This window comes from Pseudomonas sp. PAGU 2196 (assembly GCF_022179005.1).
In the GTDB taxonomy this organism is placed as follows: Bacteria; Pseudomonadota; Gammaproteobacteria; order Pseudomonadales; family Pseudomonadaceae; genus Aquipseudomonas; species Aquipseudomonas kermanshahensis.
Window position 1 is genome coordinate 21,588 of record NZ_BNTL01000019.1, and the last position, 20,861, is coordinate 42,448.

The 20,861-nt window shown below is 63.5% G+C and carries 22 protein-coding genes; 13 read left to right on the plus strand and 9 right to left on the minus strand.

Annotation, left to right across the window (positions count from 1 at the left end; genetic code table 11):
* Positions 1–91: 91 nt before the first annotated feature.
* Together MFF34_RS17350 and MFF34_RS17355 are read right to left on the minus strand one after the other, a co-directional pair.
* Positions 92–721 (minus strand): L-threonylcarbamoyladenylate synthase, encoded by a 630-nt coding sequence (locus tag MFF34_RS17350; protein ID WP_033694002.1) that lies wholly within the window; start codon positions 719–721, stop codon positions 92–94.
* Positions 722–734: 13 nt separating this feature from the next.
* A complete protein-coding gene (locus MFF34_RS17355) occupies positions 735–1,595 on the minus strand; it encodes a PHP domain-containing protein (RefSeq protein WP_099430134.1) in 861 nt (286 codons plus the stop codon).
* A gap of 67 nt (positions 1,596–1,662) precedes the next feature.
* Here MFF34_RS17355 and MFF34_RS17360 point away from each other — a divergent pair, with 67 nt between their 5' ends.
* The 5 genes from MFF34_RS17360 to MFF34_RS17380 all read left to right on the plus strand — a co-directional run bounded on the left by MFF34_RS17360 (position 1,663) and on the right by MFF34_RS17380 (position 5,400).
* The gene (locus MFF34_RS17360) at positions 1,663–2,256 is read left to right on the plus strand and encodes a septation protein A (protein ID WP_027593105.1); all 594 of its coding nucleotides are present in this window, start codon (positions 1,663–1,665) and stop codon (positions 2,254–2,256) included.
* A 1-nt stretch (position 2,257) separates the two neighbouring features.
* Positions 2,258–2,557 carry a YciI family protein gene (locus MFF34_RS17365; protein WP_027593106.1) on the plus strand — a complete coding sequence of 100 codons (300 nt, stop codon included), beginning with the start codon at positions 2,258–2,260 and terminating at the stop codon, positions 2,555–2,557.
* A 206-nt stretch (positions 2,558–2,763) separates the two neighbouring features.
* On the plus strand, positions 2,764–3,441 hold the full coding sequence (locus MFF34_RS17370) for a response regulator transcription factor (protein WP_027593107.1): 678 nt from the start codon (positions 2,764–2,766) through the stop codon (positions 3,439–3,441).
* 144 nt (positions 3,442–3,585) lie between these two features.
* The gene (locus tag MFF34_RS17375) at positions 3,586–4,002 is read left to right on the plus strand and encodes a Spy/CpxP family protein refolding chaperone (RefSeq protein WP_027593108.1); all 417 of its coding nucleotides are present in this window, start codon (positions 3,586–3,588) and stop codon (positions 4,000–4,002) included.
* Between the two features lie 60 nt (positions 4,003–4,062).
* Positions 4,063–5,400: a HAMP domain-containing sensor histidine kinase gene (locus tag MFF34_RS17380; RefSeq protein ID WP_238215481.1), complete on the plus strand. Its 1,338-nt coding sequence runs from the start codon at positions 4,063–4,065 to the stop codon at positions 5,398–5,400.
* Positions 5,401–5,489: 89 nt separating this feature from the next.
* Here MFF34_RS17380 and MFF34_RS17385 read toward each other — a convergent pair whose 3' ends face one another.
* Positions 5,490–6,047: an NAD(P)H nitroreductase gene (locus MFF34_RS17385; protein ID WP_238215483.1), complete on the minus strand. Its 558-nt coding sequence runs from the start codon at positions 6,045–6,047 to the stop codon at positions 5,490–5,492.
* A 102-nt stretch (positions 6,048–6,149) separates the two neighbouring features.
* On the opposite strand from MFF34_RS17385, the gene MFF34_RS17390 reads away from it, so the two are divergent.
* A complete protein-coding gene (locus MFF34_RS17390) occupies positions 6,150–7,604 on the plus strand; it encodes a TrkH family potassium uptake protein (RefSeq protein WP_238215485.1) in 1,455 nt (484 codons plus the stop codon).
* Here the strand turns inward: MFF34_RS17390 and MFF34_RS17395 are convergent.
* Positions 7,561–8,622: an AraC family transcriptional regulator gene (locus MFF34_RS17395; protein WP_027593112.1), complete on the minus strand. Its 1,062-nt coding sequence runs from the start codon at positions 8,620–8,622 to the stop codon at positions 7,561–7,563. The two genes, MFF34_RS17390 and MFF34_RS17395, sit on opposite strands and share 44 nt — an antisense overlap.
* 153 nt (positions 8,623–8,775) lie before the next feature.
* Here MFF34_RS17395 and MFF34_RS17400 point away from each other — a divergent pair, with 153 nt between their 5' ends.
* Positions 8,776–9,087 carry a DUF962 domain-containing protein gene (locus tag MFF34_RS17400; RefSeq protein ID WP_238215488.1) on the plus strand — a complete coding sequence of 104 codons (312 nt, stop codon included), beginning with the start codon at positions 8,776–8,778 and terminating at the stop codon, positions 9,085–9,087.
* Here the strand turns inward: MFF34_RS17400 and MFF34_RS17405 are convergent.
* Positions 9,084–9,893 carry a UDP-2,3-diacylglucosamine diphosphatase gene (locus tag MFF34_RS17405; protein ID WP_085272477.1) on the minus strand — a complete coding sequence of 270 codons (810 nt, stop codon included), beginning with the start codon at positions 9,891–9,893 and terminating at the stop codon, positions 9,084–9,086. The two genes, MFF34_RS17400 and MFF34_RS17405, sit on opposite strands and share 4 nt — an antisense overlap.
* 127 nt (positions 9,894–10,020) lie before the next feature.
* Between MFF34_RS17405 and MFF34_RS17410 the strand changes: the two genes are divergently transcribed.
* Both MFF34_RS17410 and MFF34_RS17415 read left to right on the plus strand, forming a co-directional pair.
* On the plus strand, positions 10,021–10,794 hold the full coding sequence (locus MFF34_RS17410; RefSeq protein WP_238215489.1) for a helix-turn-helix domain-containing protein: 774 nt from the start codon (positions 10,021–10,023) through the stop codon (positions 10,792–10,794).
* A 163-nt stretch (positions 10,795–10,957) separates the two neighbouring features.
* Positions 10,958–11,848 (plus strand): DMT family transporter, encoded by an 891-nt coding sequence (locus MFF34_RS17415; protein WP_238215491.1) that lies wholly within the window; start codon positions 10,958–10,960, stop codon positions 11,846–11,848.
* Here the strand turns inward: MFF34_RS17415 and MFF34_RS17420 are convergent, their stop codons facing one another.
* Entirely contained in the window at positions 11,849–12,130 is a 282-nt protein-coding gene (locus MFF34_RS17420) for a SelT/SelW/SelH family protein (protein ID WP_027593117.1), read from the minus strand. It lies immediately after the preceding gene.
* Between the two features lie 67 nt (positions 12,131–12,197).
* On the opposite strand from MFF34_RS17420, the gene MFF34_RS17425 reads away from it, so the two are divergent.
* Positions 12,198–14,384: a patatin-like phospholipase family protein gene (locus MFF34_RS17425; RefSeq protein WP_238215493.1), complete on the plus strand. Its 2,187-nt coding sequence runs from the start codon at positions 12,198–12,200 to the stop codon at positions 14,382–14,384.
* A gap of 29 nt (positions 14,385–14,413) precedes the next feature.
* Here the strand turns inward: MFF34_RS17425 and MFF34_RS17430 are convergent, their stop codons facing one another.
* The gene (locus MFF34_RS17430; RefSeq protein ID WP_027593119.1) at positions 14,414–14,851 is read right to left on the minus strand and encodes a MarR family transcriptional regulator; all 438 of its coding nucleotides are present in this window, start codon (positions 14,849–14,851) and stop codon (positions 14,414–14,416) included.
* 150 nt (positions 14,852–15,001) lie between these two features.
* The gene (gene recQ / locus MFF34_RS17435) at positions 15,002–17,146 is read right to left on the minus strand and encodes a DNA helicase RecQ (RefSeq protein WP_085272475.1); all 2,145 of its coding nucleotides are present in this window, start codon (positions 17,144–17,146) and stop codon (positions 15,002–15,004) included.
* 246 nt (positions 17,147–17,392) lie between these two features.
* On the opposite strand from recQ, the gene MFF34_RS17440 reads away from it, so the two are divergent.
* The 3 genes from MFF34_RS17440 to MFF34_RS17450 all read left to right on the plus strand — a co-directional run bounded on the left by MFF34_RS17440 (position 17,393) and on the right by MFF34_RS17450 (position 20,104).
* Entirely contained in the window at positions 17,393–17,980 is a 588-nt protein-coding gene (locus tag MFF34_RS17440; protein WP_027593121.1) for a YecA family protein, read from the plus strand.
* A 7-nt stretch (positions 17,981–17,987) separates the two neighbouring features.
* Positions 17,988–18,350: a YbaN family protein gene (locus tag MFF34_RS17445; RefSeq protein ID WP_238215502.1), complete on the plus strand. Its 363-nt coding sequence runs from the start codon at positions 17,988–17,990 to the stop codon at positions 18,348–18,350.
* Positions 18,351–18,730: 380 nt separating this feature from the next.
* Positions 18,731–20,104, plus strand: a complete 1,374-nt coding sequence (locus MFF34_RS17450) for a TolC family outer membrane protein (protein WP_027593123.1) — start codon at positions 18,731–18,733, stop codon at positions 20,102–20,104.
* A 143-nt stretch (positions 20,105–20,247) separates the two neighbouring features.
* Here the strand turns inward: MFF34_RS17450 and MFF34_RS17455 are convergent, their stop codons facing one another.
* Positions 20,248–20,847, minus strand: coding sequence for a tRNA-uridine aminocarboxypropyltransferase (locus tag MFF34_RS17455; protein WP_238215531.1), 600 nt, complete (start codon positions 20,845–20,847; stop codon positions 20,248–20,250).
* Between the last annotated feature and the right edge of the window lie 14 nt (positions 20,848–20,861).

The following is a 20,861-nucleotide window of genomic DNA, read 5'->3' on the forward strand; positions in this document are numbered from 1 at the left end:
TCGGTCAGGGCTTCGCCGTAGACCAGGGCCAGTTGCAACTGTTGAGGCGACTCGACCTCCTCGGCCGGCGCCTCGGGCGCTTCCACCTGGCTCACGCGTTGACCAGGAACGGGGTCGGGTCGCCGCAGCCTTCGCGGATCAATGCAGGCTCATCGCCCGTCAGGTCGATCACCGTGGACGCCTTGAGGTCGCCGAAGCCGCCATCGATGATCAGGTCGACATGGTGCTCCAGGCGTTGGCGGATCTCGTAGGGGTCCGTCATGGGTTCTTCATCGCCCGGCAAGATCAGGCTCACACTCATCAACGGCTCGCCCAGCTCCTCGAGCAGCGCCAGGACGATGGGATTGGAGGGCACGCGCAGGCCGATGGTGCGGCGCTTCTCGTGCATCAAGAGCCGCGGCACTTCCCGGGTGGCATTGAGGATAAAGGTATAGGGCCCCGGAATGTGCGCTTTGAGCAGACGGAACGTGGAGGTATCGATCTTGGCAAACAGGCCCATTTGCGACAGGTCGCAGCACAACAGGGTGAAATTGTGTTGCTTGTCCAACTGGCGCAGGCGGCGGACCCGTTCGATGGCGTTCTTGTCACCGATCTGGCAGCCCAGTGCATAGGCCGAGTCGGTGGGGTAGACCACCACACCGCCCTTGCGAATGATTTCGACGGCCTGTTTGATCAGGCGCGCTTGCGGGTTTTCCGCATGTATCTGGAAAAATTGGCTCACATAGTCGTCCTGTTCATACCGCCATAGGCTGTTCATGGCTGAATCGGCGCCACAGAGGTGGCAGGTCCTCGGGCAAAGGCCGGTAGGCACCGATCTCTCCCCAGGTGCCGGGGCCGTGGAAGTCACTGCCAGCGCTTGCCAGCAGGCCGAACTCACGGGTGAGGATGGACATCGTGCCCACCTGCTCGGCGGGCATCATCCCGTTGACCACCTCAAGCGCTTGCCCGCCTGCCTGAATATAGTCGGCAATCAGCCGTCTGCGCTTGCTGCGGGTCAGATCGTAATGCATCGGATGGGCCAGGCTCACCCAAGCGTTGGACTGGCGAAGGGTCGCAACGGTTTCGTCCAGGGTCGGCCAATGCTGCTTGACGTCGCCGAGCTTGCCGGCGCCCAGCCACTTGCGGAAGGCCTCGCCGCGGTCCTTGACGTGCCCTGCGCGCACCAGAAACTCGGCAAAGTGCGGGCGCGCTGGGGCGTTGCCGCTGTCGCCGAGTTCTTGTTGCACGGCCCTGGCACCGTCGAGCGCACCCGGCATGCCCTTGGCCGCCAGCCGTTTGTCGATTTCCTCGGCGCGCAGCCAGCGGCCACGGTGCAACGCCTCGATGGCGTCGAGCAAGGGCGGTGCGTCGAGCGGGAAGTCATAGCCCAGCACATGGATGGTTGCCCCACCCCAGGTGCACGACAGCTCTACCCCGCTGACCCAGTGCATGCCGTGCGCGTGGCAGGCCTGGCGTGCTTCGACGAGCCCTTCGAGGGTGTCATGGTCGGTCAGTGCCAGCGTTTGCACCCCGTGCTCATGGGCCCGGGCGACCAGGACCGTGGGCGACAGGGCGCCGTCGGAGGCCGTGCTGTGACAGTGCAGATCAACATTCATGGAGGAGCGCTACCGCTGGAATCGATGTTTGTTATTATGCCGTCACATCCCGATTCTGGCTGCCATTGTGAAACAATTCATCGATTTCATCCCGTTGCTGCTGTTCTTCATCGTCTACAAGCTCGACCCGCGGCCCATGGAGGTCGCCGGCCACAGCTTCGAATTCGGCGGTATCTACAGTGCCACGGCCATGCTCATCGCCAGTTCCCTGGTGGTGTACGGTGCCCTGTTCCTGCGCCAGCGCAAGCTGGAAAAAGGCCAATGGCTGACCCTGGTCGCCTGCCTGGTGTTCGGCGGCCTGACCCTGACCTTCCACAGCGAAACCTTCCTCAAATGGAAAGCGCCGGTGGTCAACTGGTTGTTCGCCCTGGCGTTCGCCGGCAGCCACTTCATCGGTGACCGGGTGCTGATCAAGCGCATCATGGGCCACGCCCTGACCCTGCCCGATGCAATCTGGACCCGCTTGAACCTGGCCTGGATCTGCTTCTTCCTGGTCTGCGGCGCGGCCAACCTGTTCGTCGCCTTCACCTTCCAGGCCTTCTGGGTCGATTTCAAGGTGTTCGGCAGCCTGGGCATGACTGTGATCTTCCTGGTTGCCCAAGGTGTCTACCTGTCGCGTCACCTGCACGACGACCCTTCTACCTCCAAACCCAAGGATTGACATGCTCTACGCCATCATCGCCAGCGACGTCGCGAACTCCCTGGAAAAGCGCCTGGCTGCCCGCCCTGCGCACATCGAGCGCCTGCAGCAACTCAAGGCCGAAGGCCGCGTGGTGCTGGCCGGCCCACACCCTGCCATCGACAGCAACGACCCAGGTGAAGCCGGTTTCAGCGGTAGCCTGATCGTGGCTGAGTTTGATTCCCTGGCCGCTGCACAGGCCTGGGCCGATGCCGATCCGTACATTGCTGCGGGCGTGTACGATAGCGTCATCGTCAAGCCATTCAAGCAAGTTCTGCCTTGATTCAAGGCCGTGTCGCCTGCTTTCGCGGGCAAGCCCGTTCCCACAGGGACAGCGCAAGCTTCGCGCTTTGCGCAAACCTGCAGGTGCGAGCTTGGCCGCGAAAGCAGGCCACGCGGTGCTGCTGGTTACACACTTGCCATCAGTCTGCGGTATCTTTGCCACTGGCGGACCAATATGACGCCGTCGATGGTTGAGTTGAGTGAGTCATGAGTGAGCTGTTACTGATTGATGATGACCAGGAGCTGTGCGAGCTGCTCGGCAGCTGGCTGACCCAGGAAGGTTTTTCTGTACGTGCCTGCCACGATGGCCTGAGCGCACGTCAGGCCCTGGCCGCGCATGCGCCAGCGGCGGTGGTGCTGGATGTGATGCTGCCTGACGGCAGCGGCCTGGAGCTGCTCAAACAGCTGCGCAATGATCATGCCGAGCTGCCGGTGCTGATGCTGTCGGCCCGCGGCGAGCCGCTGGACCGCATCCTTGGCCTCGAGCTGGGCGCCGACGATTACCTGGCCAAACCCTGCGACCCCCGCGAGCTCACTGCCCGCCTGCGCGCCGTATTGCGCCGCAGCCACCCGGCCGCCACCACCACCCAGGTAGAGATCGGCGACCTGATCTACAGCCCGGCACGTGGCGTGGCCAGCATCGATGGCCGCGAGATGACCCTGACCCTGTCCGAAAGCCGCATTCTCGAAGCCCTGCTGCGCCAGCCCGGTGAGCCGCTGGACAAGCAGGAACTGGCGCAGATTGGTCTTGGCCGCAAGCTGACCCTGTATGACCGCAGCCTGGACATGCACGTCAGCAACCTGCGCAAGAAAATCGGGCCCCATGCCGATGGCCGCCCGCGCATCGTTGCGTTGCGTAGCCGGGGCTATTACTACAGCTTGTGAGATCGCTGGGGGCCGCTGCGCAGCGGCCCCAAAATCTCAGCCGCCATCTTTACCCAGCCTTTACCCTCCCCTGACCGCCCTTGACGGTGGGCTGCGTAGACTGTGCTCATCCGGTAACCACCGGCCTATGAAAGGAGAGACACCATGCGCAAGACCCTTATCGCCCTGATGTTCGCCGCCGCCCTGCCGACCGTGGCCATGGCCATGCCTGAAGGCGGCCCGCGTCACGACGGCCCGCATCATCGCGGTGATGCGCCTTTCGCCCAACTGGACCTGAGCCGCGACCAGCGTCAGCAGATCGGCAAGCTGATGGGCGAGCAGATGAAGCAACGCCGCGACATCACCGAGCGCTACCTGTCCAAGCTGCCAGCCGCCGACCAGAAGGCCATGCAGGATGAACTCAAGGCCAGCCACGACAAGACCGACAGCCAGGTCCGCGCCCTGCTCAAGCCTGAGCAACAAAAGCAGTTCGACGAACTGCAGAAAGAGCGGGCTGCGAAGAAAGCCGAATGGCAAGCGTTCCAGGCCTGGAAAGCTGAAAAAGCCGCCAAGGCCCAGTAAGCTAACCGCCCGACGCCCGGCCCGCCCCCCTGCGGGCCGGGCTTTTCCCGTTTGCAGGAGGTGCACTTGCGTTCACTGTTCTGGCGCATCCTGGCCAGTTTCTGGCTGGCCATCACCCTGGTTGCCGGGCTGTCGATCCTGTTGGGCCACATGCTCAACCAGGACGCCTGGATCCTCAGCCGCCACCCGGGCCTCAACACCCTCGCCAGCCACTGGGCCAAGCACTACGAACAGGAAGGCACGGCCTCGGCGCAGCAGTTCCTCGAACGCCGCAAGCAGCGCTTCAAGATCGATGTGCAAGTGCTCGACGACAGCGGCGAGGCTGTGGTGCCCGGCACCTTCCCGCGCCGCGCGGCGGCCTTTGAGGCGCGCCAGCACAATGACGAGCGGCGCTTGCCATGGCGGCGCCTGACCGAGGAATACACCAGCCCCTACAGCGGTGAGACGTACCTGCTGATTTACCGGATCCCGCACCCCGAGCTGGACGCGTGGCACCGCGAGAGCCTGCTCTGGCCACTCAGTGCATTGGGCATCGCCCTGGTGGTCCTGACCTTGTTCAGCCTGTTGGTGACCCTGTCCATCACCCGCCCCTTGAGCCGCCTGCGCAGCGCAGTGCACGACCTCGGCCAGACCAGCTACCAACAGAACAGCCTGGCGCGCCTGGCCGCCCGGCGCGACGAGTTCGGGGTCTTGGCCAACGACTTCAACAAGATGGGTGCCCGCCTGCAGAGCACCATCGGCAGCCAGCGCCAGTTGCTGCGCGACGTCTCCCATGAACTGCGCTCACCGCTGGCTAGGCTGCGTATCGCCCTGGCCTTGGCCGAACGCGCGGAGCCTGAGCAGCGCCAGGCGCTGTGGCCGCGCCTGACCCGCGAATGCGACCGACTGGAAGACCTGATCAGCGAAATCCTTGCCCTGGCCCGTGTCGATGCCGAGCAGGCGCATGCCGAGCCGGTCGACCTCAACGCCTTGCTGGGCGGCGTGCGCAAGGATGCGTTGCTCAGCGCGCCGGAGCAGGAGGTCCGCCTGCAGGCGCAACCTGGCCTGACCTTGCAGGGTTGGCCAACCTTGATCGAGCGCGCCGTCGACAACCTGCTGCGCAATGCCTTGCGCTTCAACCCGGTCGGGCAACCGATCGAAGTCAGCGCCGAGCGTGAGCAGGGCCGCATTGTGTTGAGCGTGCGTGACCATGGGCCAGGGGTGGCGCCAGAGCACCTGGCGCAGCTGGGTGAGCCGTTCTTCCGGGCCCCGGGGCAGCAAGCGGCTGGACATGGACTGGGGCTGGCGATTGCGCGCAAGGCGGCCGAGCGCCATGGCGGCAGCCTGGTGCTGGCGAACCATCCGCAAGGGGGATTTGTGGCACGGCTGGAGTTGCCTGTGGCACAGGTTGTGGGTTGAGCCTGGGGCGGGGCCGCTTTGCGCCCCATTCGCAGCACAAGGCTGCTCCTACACGGGTTACGCGATAGCGGCCCCAACCCTCTCAGCGTTTACTCGCCCCAGGCACTGACATAATCAGCAGTGTCCAGCACGGGCGCGGTACGCGGCTCGTTCACCGGCGTGCCGACATACAGGTAACCGATCAACTCCTCATGCTCGGCCAACCCCAGCCCTTTGTGCACATGCGCATCGAACGCCATGTCACCGGTACGCCACACCGCACCGACACCTTGCGCATGCGCGGCGATCAGAATCCCGTGGGCCGCACACCCGGCCGCCAGGCGCTGCTCGGACTTGGGCACCTTGAAATGATCCTGCAGCTTGGCGATCACCACAATCAGCAACGGCGCACGCAGCGGCATGGCACGTGCCTTGTCCAGCGCTGCCTGGCTGGCATCGCCCTTGTGCTGCACCGCTTCGGCGAACAGCTCGCCCAGCTTCTCGCGGCCCTGGCCTTCGATGGTCAGGAACCGCCACGGGCGTAGCTGGCCGTGGTCTGGTGCACGCAATGCAGCTTGGAACAACGCCTCTCGCTGGGCATCATTTGGCGCGGGGTCGGTCAGACGTGGCACGGAAACACGGTTGAGCAATGCGTCGAGAGCCTCCATCGGCTACCCTCCTGGCAGGTGAATGTGCGGCCATTCTAGCGTTTACATCACCAGACCCATAGGTAGAATGGCGCCCTTCCGTTCAGAGTCAGAGCAGATCACATGGCGTTGCCGACCTTAAGGATCATTGGTTTCATCATCGGCATCTTCCTGATCACCCTAGCCGTCAGCATGGTCGTGCCCATGGCGACCCTGGTGATCTTCGAGCGCACTGGCGACATGCCGTCGTTCCTCTGGTCCAGCCTGATCACCTTCATCGCCGGCCTGCTCATGGTCGTGCAGGGCCGGCCCGAGCACGTGCACCTGCGCCCGCGCGACATGTACCTGCTGACCGTCAGCAGCTGGCTGGTGGTGTGCGTGTTCGCGGCCTTGCCGTTCCTGTTGACGCAACACATCAGTTACACCGACGCCTTCTTCGAGAGCATGTCCGGCATCACCGCGACCGGCGCCACGGTGCTCAGCGGCCTGGACAGCATGTCGCCGGGGATCTTGATGTGGCGCTCGATGCTGCACTGGCTCGGCGGCATCGGCTTTATCGCCATGGCCGTGGCGATCCTGCCGCTGCTGCGCATTGGTGGCATGCGCCTGTTCCAGACCGAGTCTTCAGACCGCTCCGAAAAGGTCATGCCGCGTTCACACATGGTCGCCAAGTCGATCGTCGGCGTGTACGTCGGTTTCTCCGTGCTCGGCGCGCTGGCCTTCTGGTGGGCCGGCATGCGGCCGTTCGATGCCATCAACCACGCTATGTCGGCGATTTCCACCGGGGGCTTCTCGACCTCCGACCAGTCGTTGGCGAAATGGGATATCCCTGCTGTGCATTGGGTCGCGGTGGTGGTGATGATCCTCGGCAGCCTGCCCTTCACCTTGTATGTGGCCACCCTGCGCGGCAACCGCCGGGCGTTGATCCGCGACCAGCAGGTTCAGGGGTTGCTCGGCATGTTGGTGGTCACCTGGCTCGTGCTGGGCACCTGGTATTGGGCCACCACCAACCTGCACTGGCTGGATGCCTTGCGCCACGTGGCGCTGAACGTGACCTCGGTGGTCACCACTACCGGCTTCGCCTTGGGCGACTACAGCCTGTGGGGCAATTTCTCGCTGATGCTGTTCTTCTACCTGGGCTTCGTCGGCGGCTGCTCCGGCTCGACCGCAGGCGGTATCAAGATCTTCCGCTTCCAGGTCGCCTACATCCTGCTCAAGGCCAGCCTTAACCAGTTGATCCACCCGCGCGCGGTGATCAAGCAGAAGTACAACGGGCACCGCCTCGACGAAGAAATCGTGCGCTCGATCCTGACGTTCTCGTTCTTTTTCGCGATCACCATCTGCGTGATGGCACTGCTGCTGTCGCTGCTGGGCGTGGACTGGATGACCGCGCTGACCGGTGCTGCCGGCACCGTGTCGGGCGTAGGCCCAGGGCTGGGCGAAGTGATTGGCCCAGCCGGCAACTATGCGACGCTGCCGGACGCCGCCAAGTGGATCCTCGCCGGCGGCATGCTGCTGGGCCGGCTGGAGATCATCACGGTGCTAGTGTTGTGCATGCCGGCGTTCTGGCGTCACTGACCCCTTCAGGCTCCGCGCCCAGGCGGGCGCGGTATTCGCTGGGGGTGGCATCGAACCAGCGGCGGAACGCCCGGTAGAAATTGCTCGGGTCGGCGAAACCCAGCAGGTAGGCGGTTTCCAGCAGGGTCATGCCGGGCTGGGCCAGGTACTGCTCGGCCAGCTCACGGCGGGTATCGTCGAGCAAGGTCTGGAAGCTGGTGCCCTCCTCTTGCAGGCGCCGCTGCAAGGTCCGCTGAGACAGGTGCAGGGCCTGAGCCAGGGTTTCACGCTTGGGCTCGCCCTGGGGCAGGATGCGGCACAGCACCTGGCGCACCCGGTGGGTGACCCGGCTTTCCGAGAAGCGCGCCAGGTACTCACCGGCAAAACGGTCGTGCAATATGGCCATGGCCTCGTTGGCCGTCGGCAGCGGCGCTTCCATGTCGGCACGTTCGAACACCAGCGCATCGTGCGGTGCATCGAATACCAACGGTGAATGGAAGGCGACCTTGTAGGGTTCGATGTTCTTCGGCTGCGGCCCCTGCACCAGTACCCGGCGCGGCTGTATAACGCGCCCGCTGAGCCAGGTGCACAACGACAGCGCGCACGCCAACGACGCTTCGGCGCTGTGCCGGGTCGGCGGCAGATGGTCGCCATGCACGGTCAGAATCAGCGAATAGCCCTCAGGGCCGAGGCGGAAGCTCAAGTCGGAGCTTTCGGCAATGATGCGCTGGTAACGCACCAGCCGCTCGAAGCCTTCGGCCAAAGTGCGGCTGGACATCAACGCATAGCCCACCACATGGAACGAAGCCGGGCGCACTACCCGCGCCATGTTCAGGCCGATGGCTTCGTTGCCCGACAGTTCCACCGCCAGCTGCCAGAGCCGGGTCATGGAATCCTGAGGGAAACGCGCGTCGGGGTCGTCGAGGGCGGCGAAGTCGAGCCCGAGTTGCTTGAACATGGCTGGGCAATCGAGCCCTTCCAGCTCGAGTGCCTTGACGATCCCTGATGCCCAGCTGGCTGACGTGGTTCTTTCACTCATGACAGGCTTCTTATGCTGACCGCTCCTGCGGTGAACCCCAAGGATACTCAATTGGCGCCTATTGTCACTGGTAGGCCCCGCCAATGACTCTAGACTCGATTCAGGCTCCACGCCGTGCATCTTATCCAGAAGTATTAATCCCGGAGCAGTGCCATGAACAGCGCAGCGCAGTTTCGCAGTTTTGCCGAGTTCTACCCCTACTACCTGGGCGAGCACAGCAACCCCACCTGCCGCCGCCTGCATTTTGTTGGGACAAGCCTAGTGATTGCCTTGTTGGCGTACACCATCGGCAGCGGCAAATGGTTGCTGCTACTGGCCGTGCCGCTGTTTGGCTATGGCTTTGCGTGGGTCGGGCATTTCTTCTTCGAGAAGAACCGGCCGGCGACGTTTACCTATCCGCTTTACAGCCTGATCGGTGATTTCGCCATGTTCCGTGACATCTTGCTGGGCAAGATCAGCCTTTAACTGGCCTGGGCCGCCTTGCGGCCTTCAGCGTGTCGCGCCTGCGCATCCGCCAGGCGATACAGCTCGATGCTGCCATCCCAGTGCTCGATCAAGGCCGTGCACGACTCCACCCAATCCCCGCAATTGAGGTACTCCACCTCCCCCACCTTGCGGATCTCGGCATGATGGATGTGCCCGCACACCACCCCCTGAAACCCGCGGCGGGTGCACTCGTGGGCAATGGCATCCTCGAAGTCGCTGATGAAGCTCACAGCGCCCTTCACCTTGTGCTTGAGGTAAGCCGACAGCGACCAGTAGCCATAGCCGTAACGGGCACGCCAGTGGTTGAGCCAACGGTTGAGCACCAGGGTGAACTCATACGCGCGGTCACCTAAAAACGCCAGCCAGCGGTGGTAGCGGGTAATTACATCGAACTGGTCGCCGTGGATCACCAGCAGGCGGCGCCCATCGGCCGTCAGGTGCTCGGCCTCATCCACCAACTGGATGTTGCCCAGCATCAGCTTCGAATAACGGCGCAGGAATTCGTCATGGTTACCGGTGACATAAATGACCTCGGTGCCTCGCTTGCTCATGGTCAACAGGCGCCGGATGACGTTGGTGTGCGCTTGCGGCCAATAGATGCCGCCACGCAGCTTCCAGCCATCGATGATATCGCCGACCAGGTAGATGCGGTCGGCCTGGTAGCCCTTGAGAAACCGCGACAGGTGCTCGGCCTGGCAGTCACGGGTGCCCAGGTGCACATCGGAAATCCACACGGTGCGCACACGTTGCTTGCGCGAGGGACGGGAGAGTTCAGCGTGGGTCATGGGCGGGCTCCGGCGCAGTTTGCTGGAGACTGGCAGGCGCAGATGACAGCGCTGTGGCAAAACCATGACGGGTGATGGCCTGCAGTGAATGAGGCACAATGCGCGTCTGCCCTGCGAGGACGCCCCCATGACCACAGGCCCGATCCTCTCGCTGCGCCACTACCGTGACAGCCTGATCGCCCACAGCCACGAACACCCGCAACTGGTGTTCGGCCTCAGCGGCCGTCTGGAATTCGAGGTCCAGGGCCACGGTGCACGAGTAGATCGTCAGGCCCTGATGGTGGTGCCGGCGGGTGCGCACCACACCTGCTCAAGCGGTGCTGGCAGCGACTGCCTGGTGCTGGATGTGCCTGGGGAGCACTGGTTGCGCGAGCAACTGGGTGAGCATGCCGATGCCAGCCGCCGGCTGCTTGATCGCCCCGCGGCCTTGGGCCTGGACGCTCGCCAGCAGCAGTTGGTGGACTGGCTGGCGGCCAGCCCCATGGGCGACCCGCTGATCGCCCGACAAGGCGCGGCACTGCTATTGGCCAGCCTTACCCCGCCGGCAGCCGCCAGCATCAGGGCCAGCCAGCGCCTGCCTTATGCGGCGTTCGAGGCGCATATCGAGCAACATGCTGCCTACCCGTTGCAGGTCGCCGACCTGGCGCGCCTGGCCGGGTTGTCCACTGCTCGCCTGCATGCACGCTTTATCGCTGAATGCGCGATGACGCCGATGGATTACATGCGCCAGCGGCGCTTGCTAAAGGCGCGACTACTGGTGGAGCAGACGCTGCTGCCAATGGGGGAGATTGCGGCGCGGGTGGGGTACAGCTCGCAAAGTGCGTTTTCGGCAGCGATGTTGCGGGCGTTTGGCTGTACGCCTTTGGCGTTGCGGCGAGAGTCTGGCGATAACGGACGCTAGTTGGGCGACAGAACGGGTTTGCCTGAAGACCTACACTGTGCCTGCACTGGCCCTTTCGCGGGGCAAGCCCGCTCCCACATGCTTCGGGGGTTGCGCCGTACCTGTGGGAGCGGGCTTGCCCCGCGAAAGGCCAGTACTGACATACTCTTGCTCAAGGACCACCATGAACCACCGCACTGCCCTAGGCGCCCTGCACATTGGCGCGCTGTTCTTCGGCCTTACCGGCGTCTTCGGCAAGCTGGCCGCCAGCGCCAGCCCGGCCATCATCGTTTTTGGCCGCGCCGTTTTTGCCGTCCTGGCCCTGGCCCTGTTCGCCAGTTTTGCCCGCCAAGGCTGGCACCGGCTCAGTGGCCAGGATGTGCGCCGCCTGCTGGCCGGCGGCGTGCTGCTGGCGGGGCACTGGGTCAGCTTCTTCATCGCCGTCAAGGTGGGCGGCGTGGCCATCGCCACCCTGGGCTTCGCCAGCTTCCCAGCCTTTACCGTGATCCTCGAAGGCCTGCTGTTCCGCGAACGCATCCGCCGCAATGAAGCCGTGCTGGTGCTGCTGGTGAGCATCGGCCTGGTGCTGGTCACACCGGCCTTCGACCTGGCCAGCGAGGCCACTGGCGGCCTGCTCTGGGCGCTGCTGTCGGGGCTGTTGTTCTCGTTGCTGTCGCTGACCAACCGCGCCGGCTCCGGCCGCTTGCCCGCCGTGCAGGCAGCACTGTGGCAGAACCTGGTGGTCAGCCTGTGCCTGTTGCTGTTTGCAGCACCCGGGCTGGGCGCGGTGACGCCGATGGACTGGCTGTGGATCGCCCTGCTCGGCGTCTTCTGCACGGGCGTGGCCCACAGCCTGTTTGTCGCCAGCCTGGCCGTGATCAAGGCGCGCACGGCTGCCGTGGTGTTCGGCATGGAGCCGGTCTACGGCATCGCCGTGGCCTGGGCCGTGTTCGCCGAAACGCCCACCGTGCGCATGCTGCTGGGTGGCGCGCTGATCATTTTCGCCATCGTGCTGTCCAGCCGCCTGGCCGCCGAACAACCCGTAAAGCCACGGCCGCTGGCCGAAGGCGCCTGATCAGCGATCGTTGTGGCCCAGGTCGCGCTGCGGGTCGATTTGGTCACGCACCCGCTGCTTGAGCACCTTGGCCTCCGGGAACCCACCGTCGGCCTTGCGCTCCCAAATCTGCACGCCATCACAGGTGATGCGGAAGATGCCACCGGTACCCGGCTCCAGCGCCACCCGGCCAAGGTCGTCAGCAAAGGTGCTGAGCAGTTCTTGGGCCAGCCAGGCGGCGCGCAGCAGCCACTGGCACTGCGTGCAATACGTGATGACGATTTCAGGCTTGCTGATGGCCATTGCGAAGCATCTCCAGGTAAGGGGCCGCTTATACTAGCGGTCTTTTGCCCACGGTTTGAGACTCACGATGCGCCGTTTGCTGTTCTGTTTTTTGCTGATGCTGGTTGCTGCCACGGTCAATGCCGCCGAGCAGGTAAGGCCCAAGGTTGGCCTGGTGCTCTCTGGCGGCGCTGCCCGGGGCCTTGCCCATATCGGCGTGCTCAAGGCCCTGGAGGAACAAGGCGTGCACATCGACGCCATCGCGGGCACCAGCATGGGGGCGGTGATCGGCGGGCTGTACGCCTCGGGTTACAGCGTCGAAGAACTGGAAAAGCTGGCCACTACCCTGGACTGGCAACAGGCCTTGTCGGATGCGCCACCGCGCAAGGACGTGCCGTTCCGGCGCAAGCAGGACGACCGTGATTTTCTGGTCAAGCAGAAGCTAAGCTTTCGCGACGACGGCAGCCTGGGCCTGCCGCTGGGCGTGATCCAGGGCCAGAACCTGGCGCTGCTGCTGGAAAGCAAGCTGGCCCATACCGCCGACACCCGCGACTTCGACAAACTGCCCATCCCCTTCCGGGCGGTGGCCACCGATATCGCCAGCGGCGAAAAGGTGGTGTTCCGCCGCGGCCACCTGCCCCAGGTGATTCGCGCCAGCATGTCGATCCCCGCGGTGTTCGCCCCGGTCGAGCTGGATGGCCGCTTGCTGGTGGATGGCGGCATGGTCGACAACATCCCGCTGGATGTGGCCCGCGACATGGGTGTGGACCTGGCCATCGTGGTCGACATCGGTACGCCGCTGCGTGACCGCAAGCAACTGGCCACGGTGGTCGATGTGCTGAACCAGTCGATCACCCTGATGACCCGGCGCAACTCCGAAGAACAATTGGCCAGCCTGCACCGAGACGACATCCTGATCCAGCCGACGCTGGCCGCGTTTGGCGTGACCGACTTCGGCCGCGCCCGCGAGATGATCGAAGCCGGCTACCGCGCCACCCGCCTGCTCGACCCGCGCCTGGCCGCGTTGCGCCAGCCCGAGGGCGACAGCAGCCTGGCCGTTGCCCGCTCGCCGCGTCAGCGCACGCCGGTGATCACTGCGATCCGGGTGGAAAACGACTCCAAGGTCAGCGATGACGTGATCCGCTCCTATATCCGCCAGCCGCTCGATGCGCCCCTGGAGCTTGACCGCCTGCAGACCGACATGGGCACGCTGTATGGCCTGGACTACTTCGACCGGGTGCAGTACCGCGTGGTGCACAAGGGCGCTGACAACACCTTGGTGATCAATGCCCGCGGCAGACGCGGCGGCACCGACTACCTGCGCCTGGGCCTGAACCTGTCGGATGACCTGCGTGGCGACAGCGCCTTCAACCTCGGCGCCAGCTACCGGGTCAACGGCATCAACAGCCTGGGCGCCGAATGGCTGACCCGCGCCCAGATCGGCGACCAGCAAGAGCTTTACAGCGAGTTCTATCAGCCGCTGGATGTGGGCTCGCGCTACTTCGTCGCGCCCTACCTGGACATAGGCTCGCGCAACATCGAGGCGACCCTGGACAACGACCCGATCGCCGAGTACCGCCTGGAACGTTATGGTTTTGGCCTCAACCTCGGCCGGCAGATCGGCACCTATGGCGAAGTACGCCTTGGCGCGGGCAAGGCCTGGGGGGAAGCCGAAGTGCGTATCGGTGACCAAGACCTGCCCAAGGTCAGCTTCAATGAAGGGTTCTACGAGCTCAAGTACTCGTTCGATACCCTCGACAACGTGTACTTCCCGCACAGCGGCGAAGACATCGGCCTGACCTTGCGCAAGTACGACAAATCGCTCGACTCCGACCAGGACTACCGCCAGTGGCTGTTCAATCTGGACAAGGCCATCAGCAGTGGCCCGAATACCTGGGTGCTGGGCGGGCGCTACGGGCGCACGCTGGATGATGCCGAGGTGGTGACCTCAAGCTTCGTGATGGGCGGCGCGCGAGAGCTGTCAGGGTTCCGCCAGGACTCGGTGTCGGGGCAGAACATCAGCTTGCTGCGCATGGTCTATTACCGCCGCCTGACGCCACGGGCCTACGTGCCGCTGGACTTCCCGTTGTACATCGGCGGCTCGCTGGAACGTGGGCGGGCGTGGAACAACGACAATGAGTTCGACAGTGGGTACATCAATGCGGCGAGTATCTTCCTGGGGCTGGAGACACCGTTGGGGCCGTTGAACCTGAGCTATGGGGCCAACAGTGCGCATGAGCAGGCGGTGTACCTGAACTTGGGGCATACCTTCTGAATCAATGGGGCCGTATCCGGCCCCCGAAATCAGGATTTTTCGAGGTTACCCAGAATCTTCGCATGCACCCGCATGCACACTTCCAGGTCCGCCTCATCCACCCCGGTGAACAGCTCTACCCGCAGCGCGTTGGCAATGGTCTCGATCTGTTCGATCAGCGGCTTGGCCGGTGGGCACAGTAAAATCTTCTTCGCCCGCCGGTCTTCAAGCACTGCCTGCCTGCGCACCAAGCCCTGCGCCTCCAGGCTGTCGAGCAAGCGCGCCAGGGTCGGGCCTTCGACACCCACACTCTGGGCCAGCTCACGCTGGGTCGGTGCTTCTTCGAAACGGGCCAGGTGCAGCAACACCAGCCAGCGCGCCTGGGACAGGTTTAACCCGGCCAGGCGGCGGTCCAGCTCGGCACGCCAACCCCGGGACATCTGGGCCAGCTGCATGCCGAAGCGGTGTTGGTTGTCGGTCAGGGGCATAAGCAACTCATTGAATAGATCTAATTATTAGGCAGCTAACCATGCCCCGGACCACGTGGCAAGGCTCGGGCGCTTGCCAGTGTTCGATAATCGTCAAAAAGCATGACAAAGGTCAGCAGTTGGCGGTTCTGGCCTCGAACCTGCCGGCTGTTAAACGTCGAACTCCGCGGCCAATGCTGCACGTATGCAATACAGCACCCCCTCCGGTACCCGTGGCCCAAACAAGGGCGCGATAGTCGACACCGGCGGCAGCTCACCTTCGCCGTCGAGGAAGGCGTCCTGCACCTCCATCATCAGGTCTTCCGGCAGGTCGAGGGCCTGATCGAGGCTCAGTTCCTGGCGGCCGATGGCCTCGGCCAGCAGGCTGTACACGTTCTTTTCGCTGCAATTGAGCTGGCCGGCGATCTGCGCGGGGGTCATGCCCGCGCGTGCCAGGCTGACCAGCTCGTGGCGCAGGTCGAGCACCACCTTGGGCGCCTCATCGGTGCCACCGCTGTTGTTGAGCACCTCCAGGAAGGCCTGACCGTAACGCTCCAGCTTGCGCGCACCCACGCCGCTGACCTGGGCCATGTCGCTGAGGCTGGCGGGCTGGCTGCGCAGCATTTCGAGCAGCGTCGAATCGGGGAAGATGACGTAAGGCGGCACGCTGTGCTCCTCGGCCAACTTGCGCCGCAGGGTACGCAGCGCCTCCCACAGCTCGCGCTCTTCGGCACGCACCAACTGGCTGGCCGGGCTGCCGCCGCTGCCAGCGCTCTTGGCCACCGTCTGCGGCTTGAGGTCGCGGCGCAGTTGCAAGGTCACCTCGCCACGCAACAGCGGCCGGCAGCTGTCGGAAAGGCGCAGGCCCCCGTACCCTTCGAGGTCGATATCTACCAGGCCGCGTGCGACCAACTGGCGGAACAACGAACGCCACTCAACCTCGGCCAGCGACTTGCCGACACCGAACACCGAAAGCTTCTCGTGGCCGAAATTGCGCACTTTCTCGGTGTCCTTGCCCAGCAGCACGTCCACAAGGTGCCCGACACCATAGCGCTGGCCGGTACGGAATACAGCCGACAGCGCCTGGCGGGCAGGTTCGGTGGCGTCCCAGGTCTGCACTTGGTCGATGCAGTTGTCGCAATGCCCGCAGGGCTGCTCCAGGGTTTCGTCGAAGTACGCCAGCAATGACTGGCGGCGGCAGCGGGTTTCTTCACACAGGGCCAGCATGGCGTCGAGCTTGTGCTGCTCGACGCGCTTGTGGCGCTCGTCGCCCTCGGAGTTCTGCAGCATCTGCTTGAGCATCACCATGTCCTGCAGGCCGTAGGCCATCCAGGCATCGGACGGCAAGCCATCACGGCCGGCACGGCCGGTCTCCTGGTAATAGGCCTCGAGCGACTTGGGCAGGTCGAGGTGGGCGACAAAACGCACGTTGGGCTTGTCGATGCCCATGCCGAAGGCAATGGTGGCGACCATGATCAAGCCTTCCTCGTTGAGGAAGCGGTGCTGGTTGGCGGATCGCGTTTCGGCAGCCAGGCCGGCGTGATACGGCAGCGCCGGGAAGCCCTGGTCGCAGAGGAAGGCAGCGGTCTCGTCGACCTTCTTGCGCGACAGGCAGTAGACGATGCCTGCGTTGCCGCGACGCTCGCCGAGGAAGGCCATGAGCTGCTTGCGCGGCGCCTCCTTGGGCACGATGCGGTAGAAGATGTTGGGCCGGTCGAAACTGGAAAGAAAACGCTCGGCGCCCTGCAGGTGCAGGCGCTGGACGATCTCTTCGCGGGTACGCATGTCGGCGGTGGCAGTCAGGGCGATGCGCGGCACATGCGGGAACAGCTCGGCCAGCTGGCCCAACTGCAGGTATTCCGGACGGAAATCGTGGCCCCATTGCGACACGCAGTGGGCCTCGTCGATGGCGAACAGCGAGATGTCCAGGTCGCGCAGGAAGTCGAGCATGCGCGGCTGAACCAGACGTTCAGGCGCCAGGTACAGCATCTTCAGCTCACCGCGGCGCATGCGCCCGGCCAGCTCACGTTGCTGCTCGGCGCTCAGTGTCGAGTTGAGTGCGGCCGCGGCCACGCCAAGCTCGTCGAGCGTGGCGACCTGGTCGTCCATCAACGCGATCAGCGGCGAAACCACCACGGTCAGGCCTGGGCGCAGCAGCCCCGGCACCTGGAAGCACAGCGACTTGCCGCCGCCGGTGGGCATCAGTACCAGCGCATCGCCGCCGTTGGCCACGCATTCGATGATTGCTGCCTGGCGCCCACGGAAACTGTCGTAGCCGAAGATATCCTTGAGAACGCGCTGAGCCTGTTCGAGCATGTGCAACTCCACAAATCGCCGTACCATCCTGGAGACAGGCTGGACGAAAAACCCGCCCCGCACACGCCGAATGCGTAAGCGGTTTTTACCAGACGGCCGACAAAGACCGCCCCTGGATGAAAAATCGCGGATTATACCCCAGTGCTAACCCACGCAGGGTGCCGCTGTGACAGACGTTCCCTTTGCCCCGCCAACGCTGCAAGGTGCTAGAATTCGGTATCGTTTATTCCCCAAGGTAGCCCTGTAATGTCCTTCGCCGAGCAACTCACCCGCCTGCAAGCCTTCCTCGACGCCGACGAGCTGCACGAAGAAGCGCTGGACTACGTCGCCGCTCACGGCTACCTCACGGCCCTGTCGATCAATGCCGAGGACGTACCCGAGCGCGAGTGGATCGACGCCCTGTTCGCCGAAGAACCCCACTACGCCAGCGATGCCCAGCGCACCGAGATCGAAGCGACCCTGGTGGCACTGAAGGCGCACATCGCGCGTCAACTGGCCAGCGACGAAGAATTCGACCTGCCATGCGACCTGGACCTGACCGACGAGCCGGACGATTCCGACCTGCGCGGCTGGTGCATCGGCTTCATGGAGGGCGTGTTCCTGCGTGAAGAGGCCTGGTTCGAGAACGCTGAAGAAGAAGTCAGCGAGATGCTGCTACCGATCATGGTCGGTTCGGGCCTGTTCGACGAGCAACCAGAGTTCGCCGACATCGCCAGCAATGCCAACCTGCAGGACGACATGATCGTGCAGATCCCGGAAGCACTCAGCGCGCTGTTCCTGCTGCTGCACGCTCCTGATGAGAAGCCGGCGCTGCTCAAGCCACGCCACCACTGAGTCGGCTGTGCGCTACCTGCTGCTGGCCGTTGGCTGGCTCAGCGTTGCGCTGGGGGTGCTGGGGATATTCCTGCCGGTGTTGCCCACCACCCCTTTTCTGCTATTGGCGGCGGCGTGTTTCGCGCGCAGCTCGCCCCGCTTTCACTTCTGGCTGGTCCATCACCCGAAGCTCGGGCCGTGGATCCGTGATTACCTCAGTGGCGAAGGCATACCGCTAAAAGGCAAGGTCTACGCCATCGGCTTGATGTGGGCCAGCATTGGCCTGTCGTGCTACTTGGTACCGCTGTTCTGGGCTAGAGCGTTCATGCTCACCAGCGCGGTGCTGGTCAGTCTCTACATCCTCAAGCAAAAGACCCTGCGCAAGCAGTGATCAATGCTGCGTGCGCCAGTAATAGCACCCTCTTGGTCAACACATAGCGGGCCTAAATCCTCGTTCGTCATTTTTTTGTCGCCAAATATCTATTTCGCCTATCCAGGCTTTTTTTTAGCTGCAAAAGTTCTGGAACTCGCTGTAAACCTTGAAAAACGAGACTTTCAGCCGCTTTGATTTCGGTGGTGCTTTAGCGTCGCCCGCGCCCTCTTAGACCTAATAAGTCAATTATCAATATCTGTTATGAGAAAATCTTCTTATCACTTTGATTGAATGTTCTTAGCTCTGTTGTTAAAAACCTGAAACGATTTGCATGATAACTATATCGTCATTTTTTTGGCGACCAGCAGGACTTATTTTAGGATCAGGGAGAGGTACCCATGCGCGTTTTGACCCCCATCACCAGTGCATTACTGTTGGCAATGGCGTGTGCCAACGTACAGGCGATGTCGATTACCGAGGCTGTTCAGAGCGCCGTGGACTACCATCCGCAGATCAGCTCCAACCGCAACAGCAAGCTGTCTGCCGATGAAGACGTGAAATTCGCGCGTGGCGGCTACTACCCTTCCGTTGACCTGGTCGCAGGCTATGGCCGCCAGCGTTCGGACAACCTCAATACTCGCGGCACCAACCCCGACGGTACGCGCAACCATGACAAGGCCACCCTCAGCTACACCCAGTCTGAGCTGCGCCTGCGGCAGATGCTGTTCGATGGCTTCAACACCTCGAACGAAGTAGGCCGCACCGAAGCGGTCGCCACCTCCCGCGCCTACTACACCCAGGCGGTCGCCCAGGATGTTGCCCTGCGCGCAGTGGAGGTTTACCTCGAAGTGCTCAAGCGCCGTGAGCTGGTGACGCTGGCCAAGAACAACCTGCAAGCCCACCTGCGGGTAAACGACCAGATCGGCCTGCGCACCGAGCGCGGCGTCGGCAGCACCGCCGACCTCGATCAGTCCCGCGCCCGCCGTGCCTTGGCGGAGAACAACCTGGACACCGCCGAAGTCGACCTTGCCGATGCCGAGGCCAACTTCTTCAGCGTCATCGGCAAACACCCCGATGAACTGGAAGGGCCGCAATCGATCAAGGTTGAAATTCCTGGCACCCTCGACGATGCCCGGGAAGGCATGCGCCAGAACAACCCTTACATCAAGTCCGCCCAGGCCGACGTCAATGCGGCCGAGCGGCAATATGAAGTGGCCAAGTCGACCTTCTACCCACGCCTGGACGCTGTGCTGGCCACGGGTGCCAACAACAACCTTGGCGGTGAAAAGGGCCACAGCAACAACGATTGGCAGGCCGGTGTCGAGCTGAACTACAACGTGTTCCGCGGCGGCAGCGACAAGGCCCGCCTGCAGTCCGATGCCCACAAGATCAACCAGGCCCTGGACATCCGCAACAACGCCCTGCGCGAGCTGACCGAGAACCTGAGCCTGGCCTGGAACGCCATGAACAACGCACGCAAGCAGACCCCGACTGCGCGTGAATACGCCGAAACCACCAAGCGCGTGCGCGCGGCTTACCAGGATCAGTTCGGCCTTGGCCAACGTACCCTGCTCGACGTGCTCGACAGTGAGAACGAGCTGTACAACGCCGACCGTCGTTACACCGAAGTGCGTTACACCGAGGAGTTCTCGATGTACCGCGTGTTGGCAACCATGGGTGAACTGTTGAGCAAGCAGCGTATTTCGCTGCCGCCAGAAGCCATTGCCAGCAATGAGGTGAAGACCGACGCACAGCTGCCTGAGATGCGTTGATCAACAGTCGGGGCAACCTGACTGTTGACTGATCCACGTCACGCGTAGGAGCAGCCTTGTGCTGCGAAGAGGCCGGTGAAAGCGCAGTTAATCCTGGCTGTTTTCACTGGCCTCTTCGCAGCGCATAGGCTGCTCCTACACGTTTATGGGGTGCCGTGATTACGCTGGAACGTCTCGGCACCCATGGCTTTGATCTGCCCCTCGATCAGCGCCTCGAACGGTTTGAGCAGTGCGTCGTACCGGGCTGGCTGCTCCAGCACGTTCAGCGCCTCCACCACCGCCTCAAGGGTCGACAATGCCCCCGGCTCCGGCGCCTTGCGCAACCGGTAGCGCGAAGGCGCGACCGCCCCCAGCGTCACACGCGGCAAGGCCTCCAGCAACGGATTCAGGTACAGCAGCTTGCGTGCCTTGCGCCAGGTACCGTCGGGCACGATCAACAGCAAGGGCCTGTCATCCCCCTCACCATAAGCCGTCAGCACCCGGGCATGCTCACCCGGGAACAGCAGCGCCGGCCGGTAGCCTGGTGTCTGCAGCAATTCAACGAGGTCGTCGAACACCTCGCCAACGCGCAATTCGGCATTGACCAGGCCAAGGGCGGCCAGGCGGGCGGTATTCAGGGCGTGCGAGCTTTCACTGGGGTGCTGCAGCAGAACCACGCGGGTGCGGCTGTCGAGCGAGGGTATCAGTGGGCAAAGGCAGTGGTCGAGCGGGCGCTGGCAGCGCTCGCAGCGGGGTCTGGGCATCGGCTTCTCCTTAC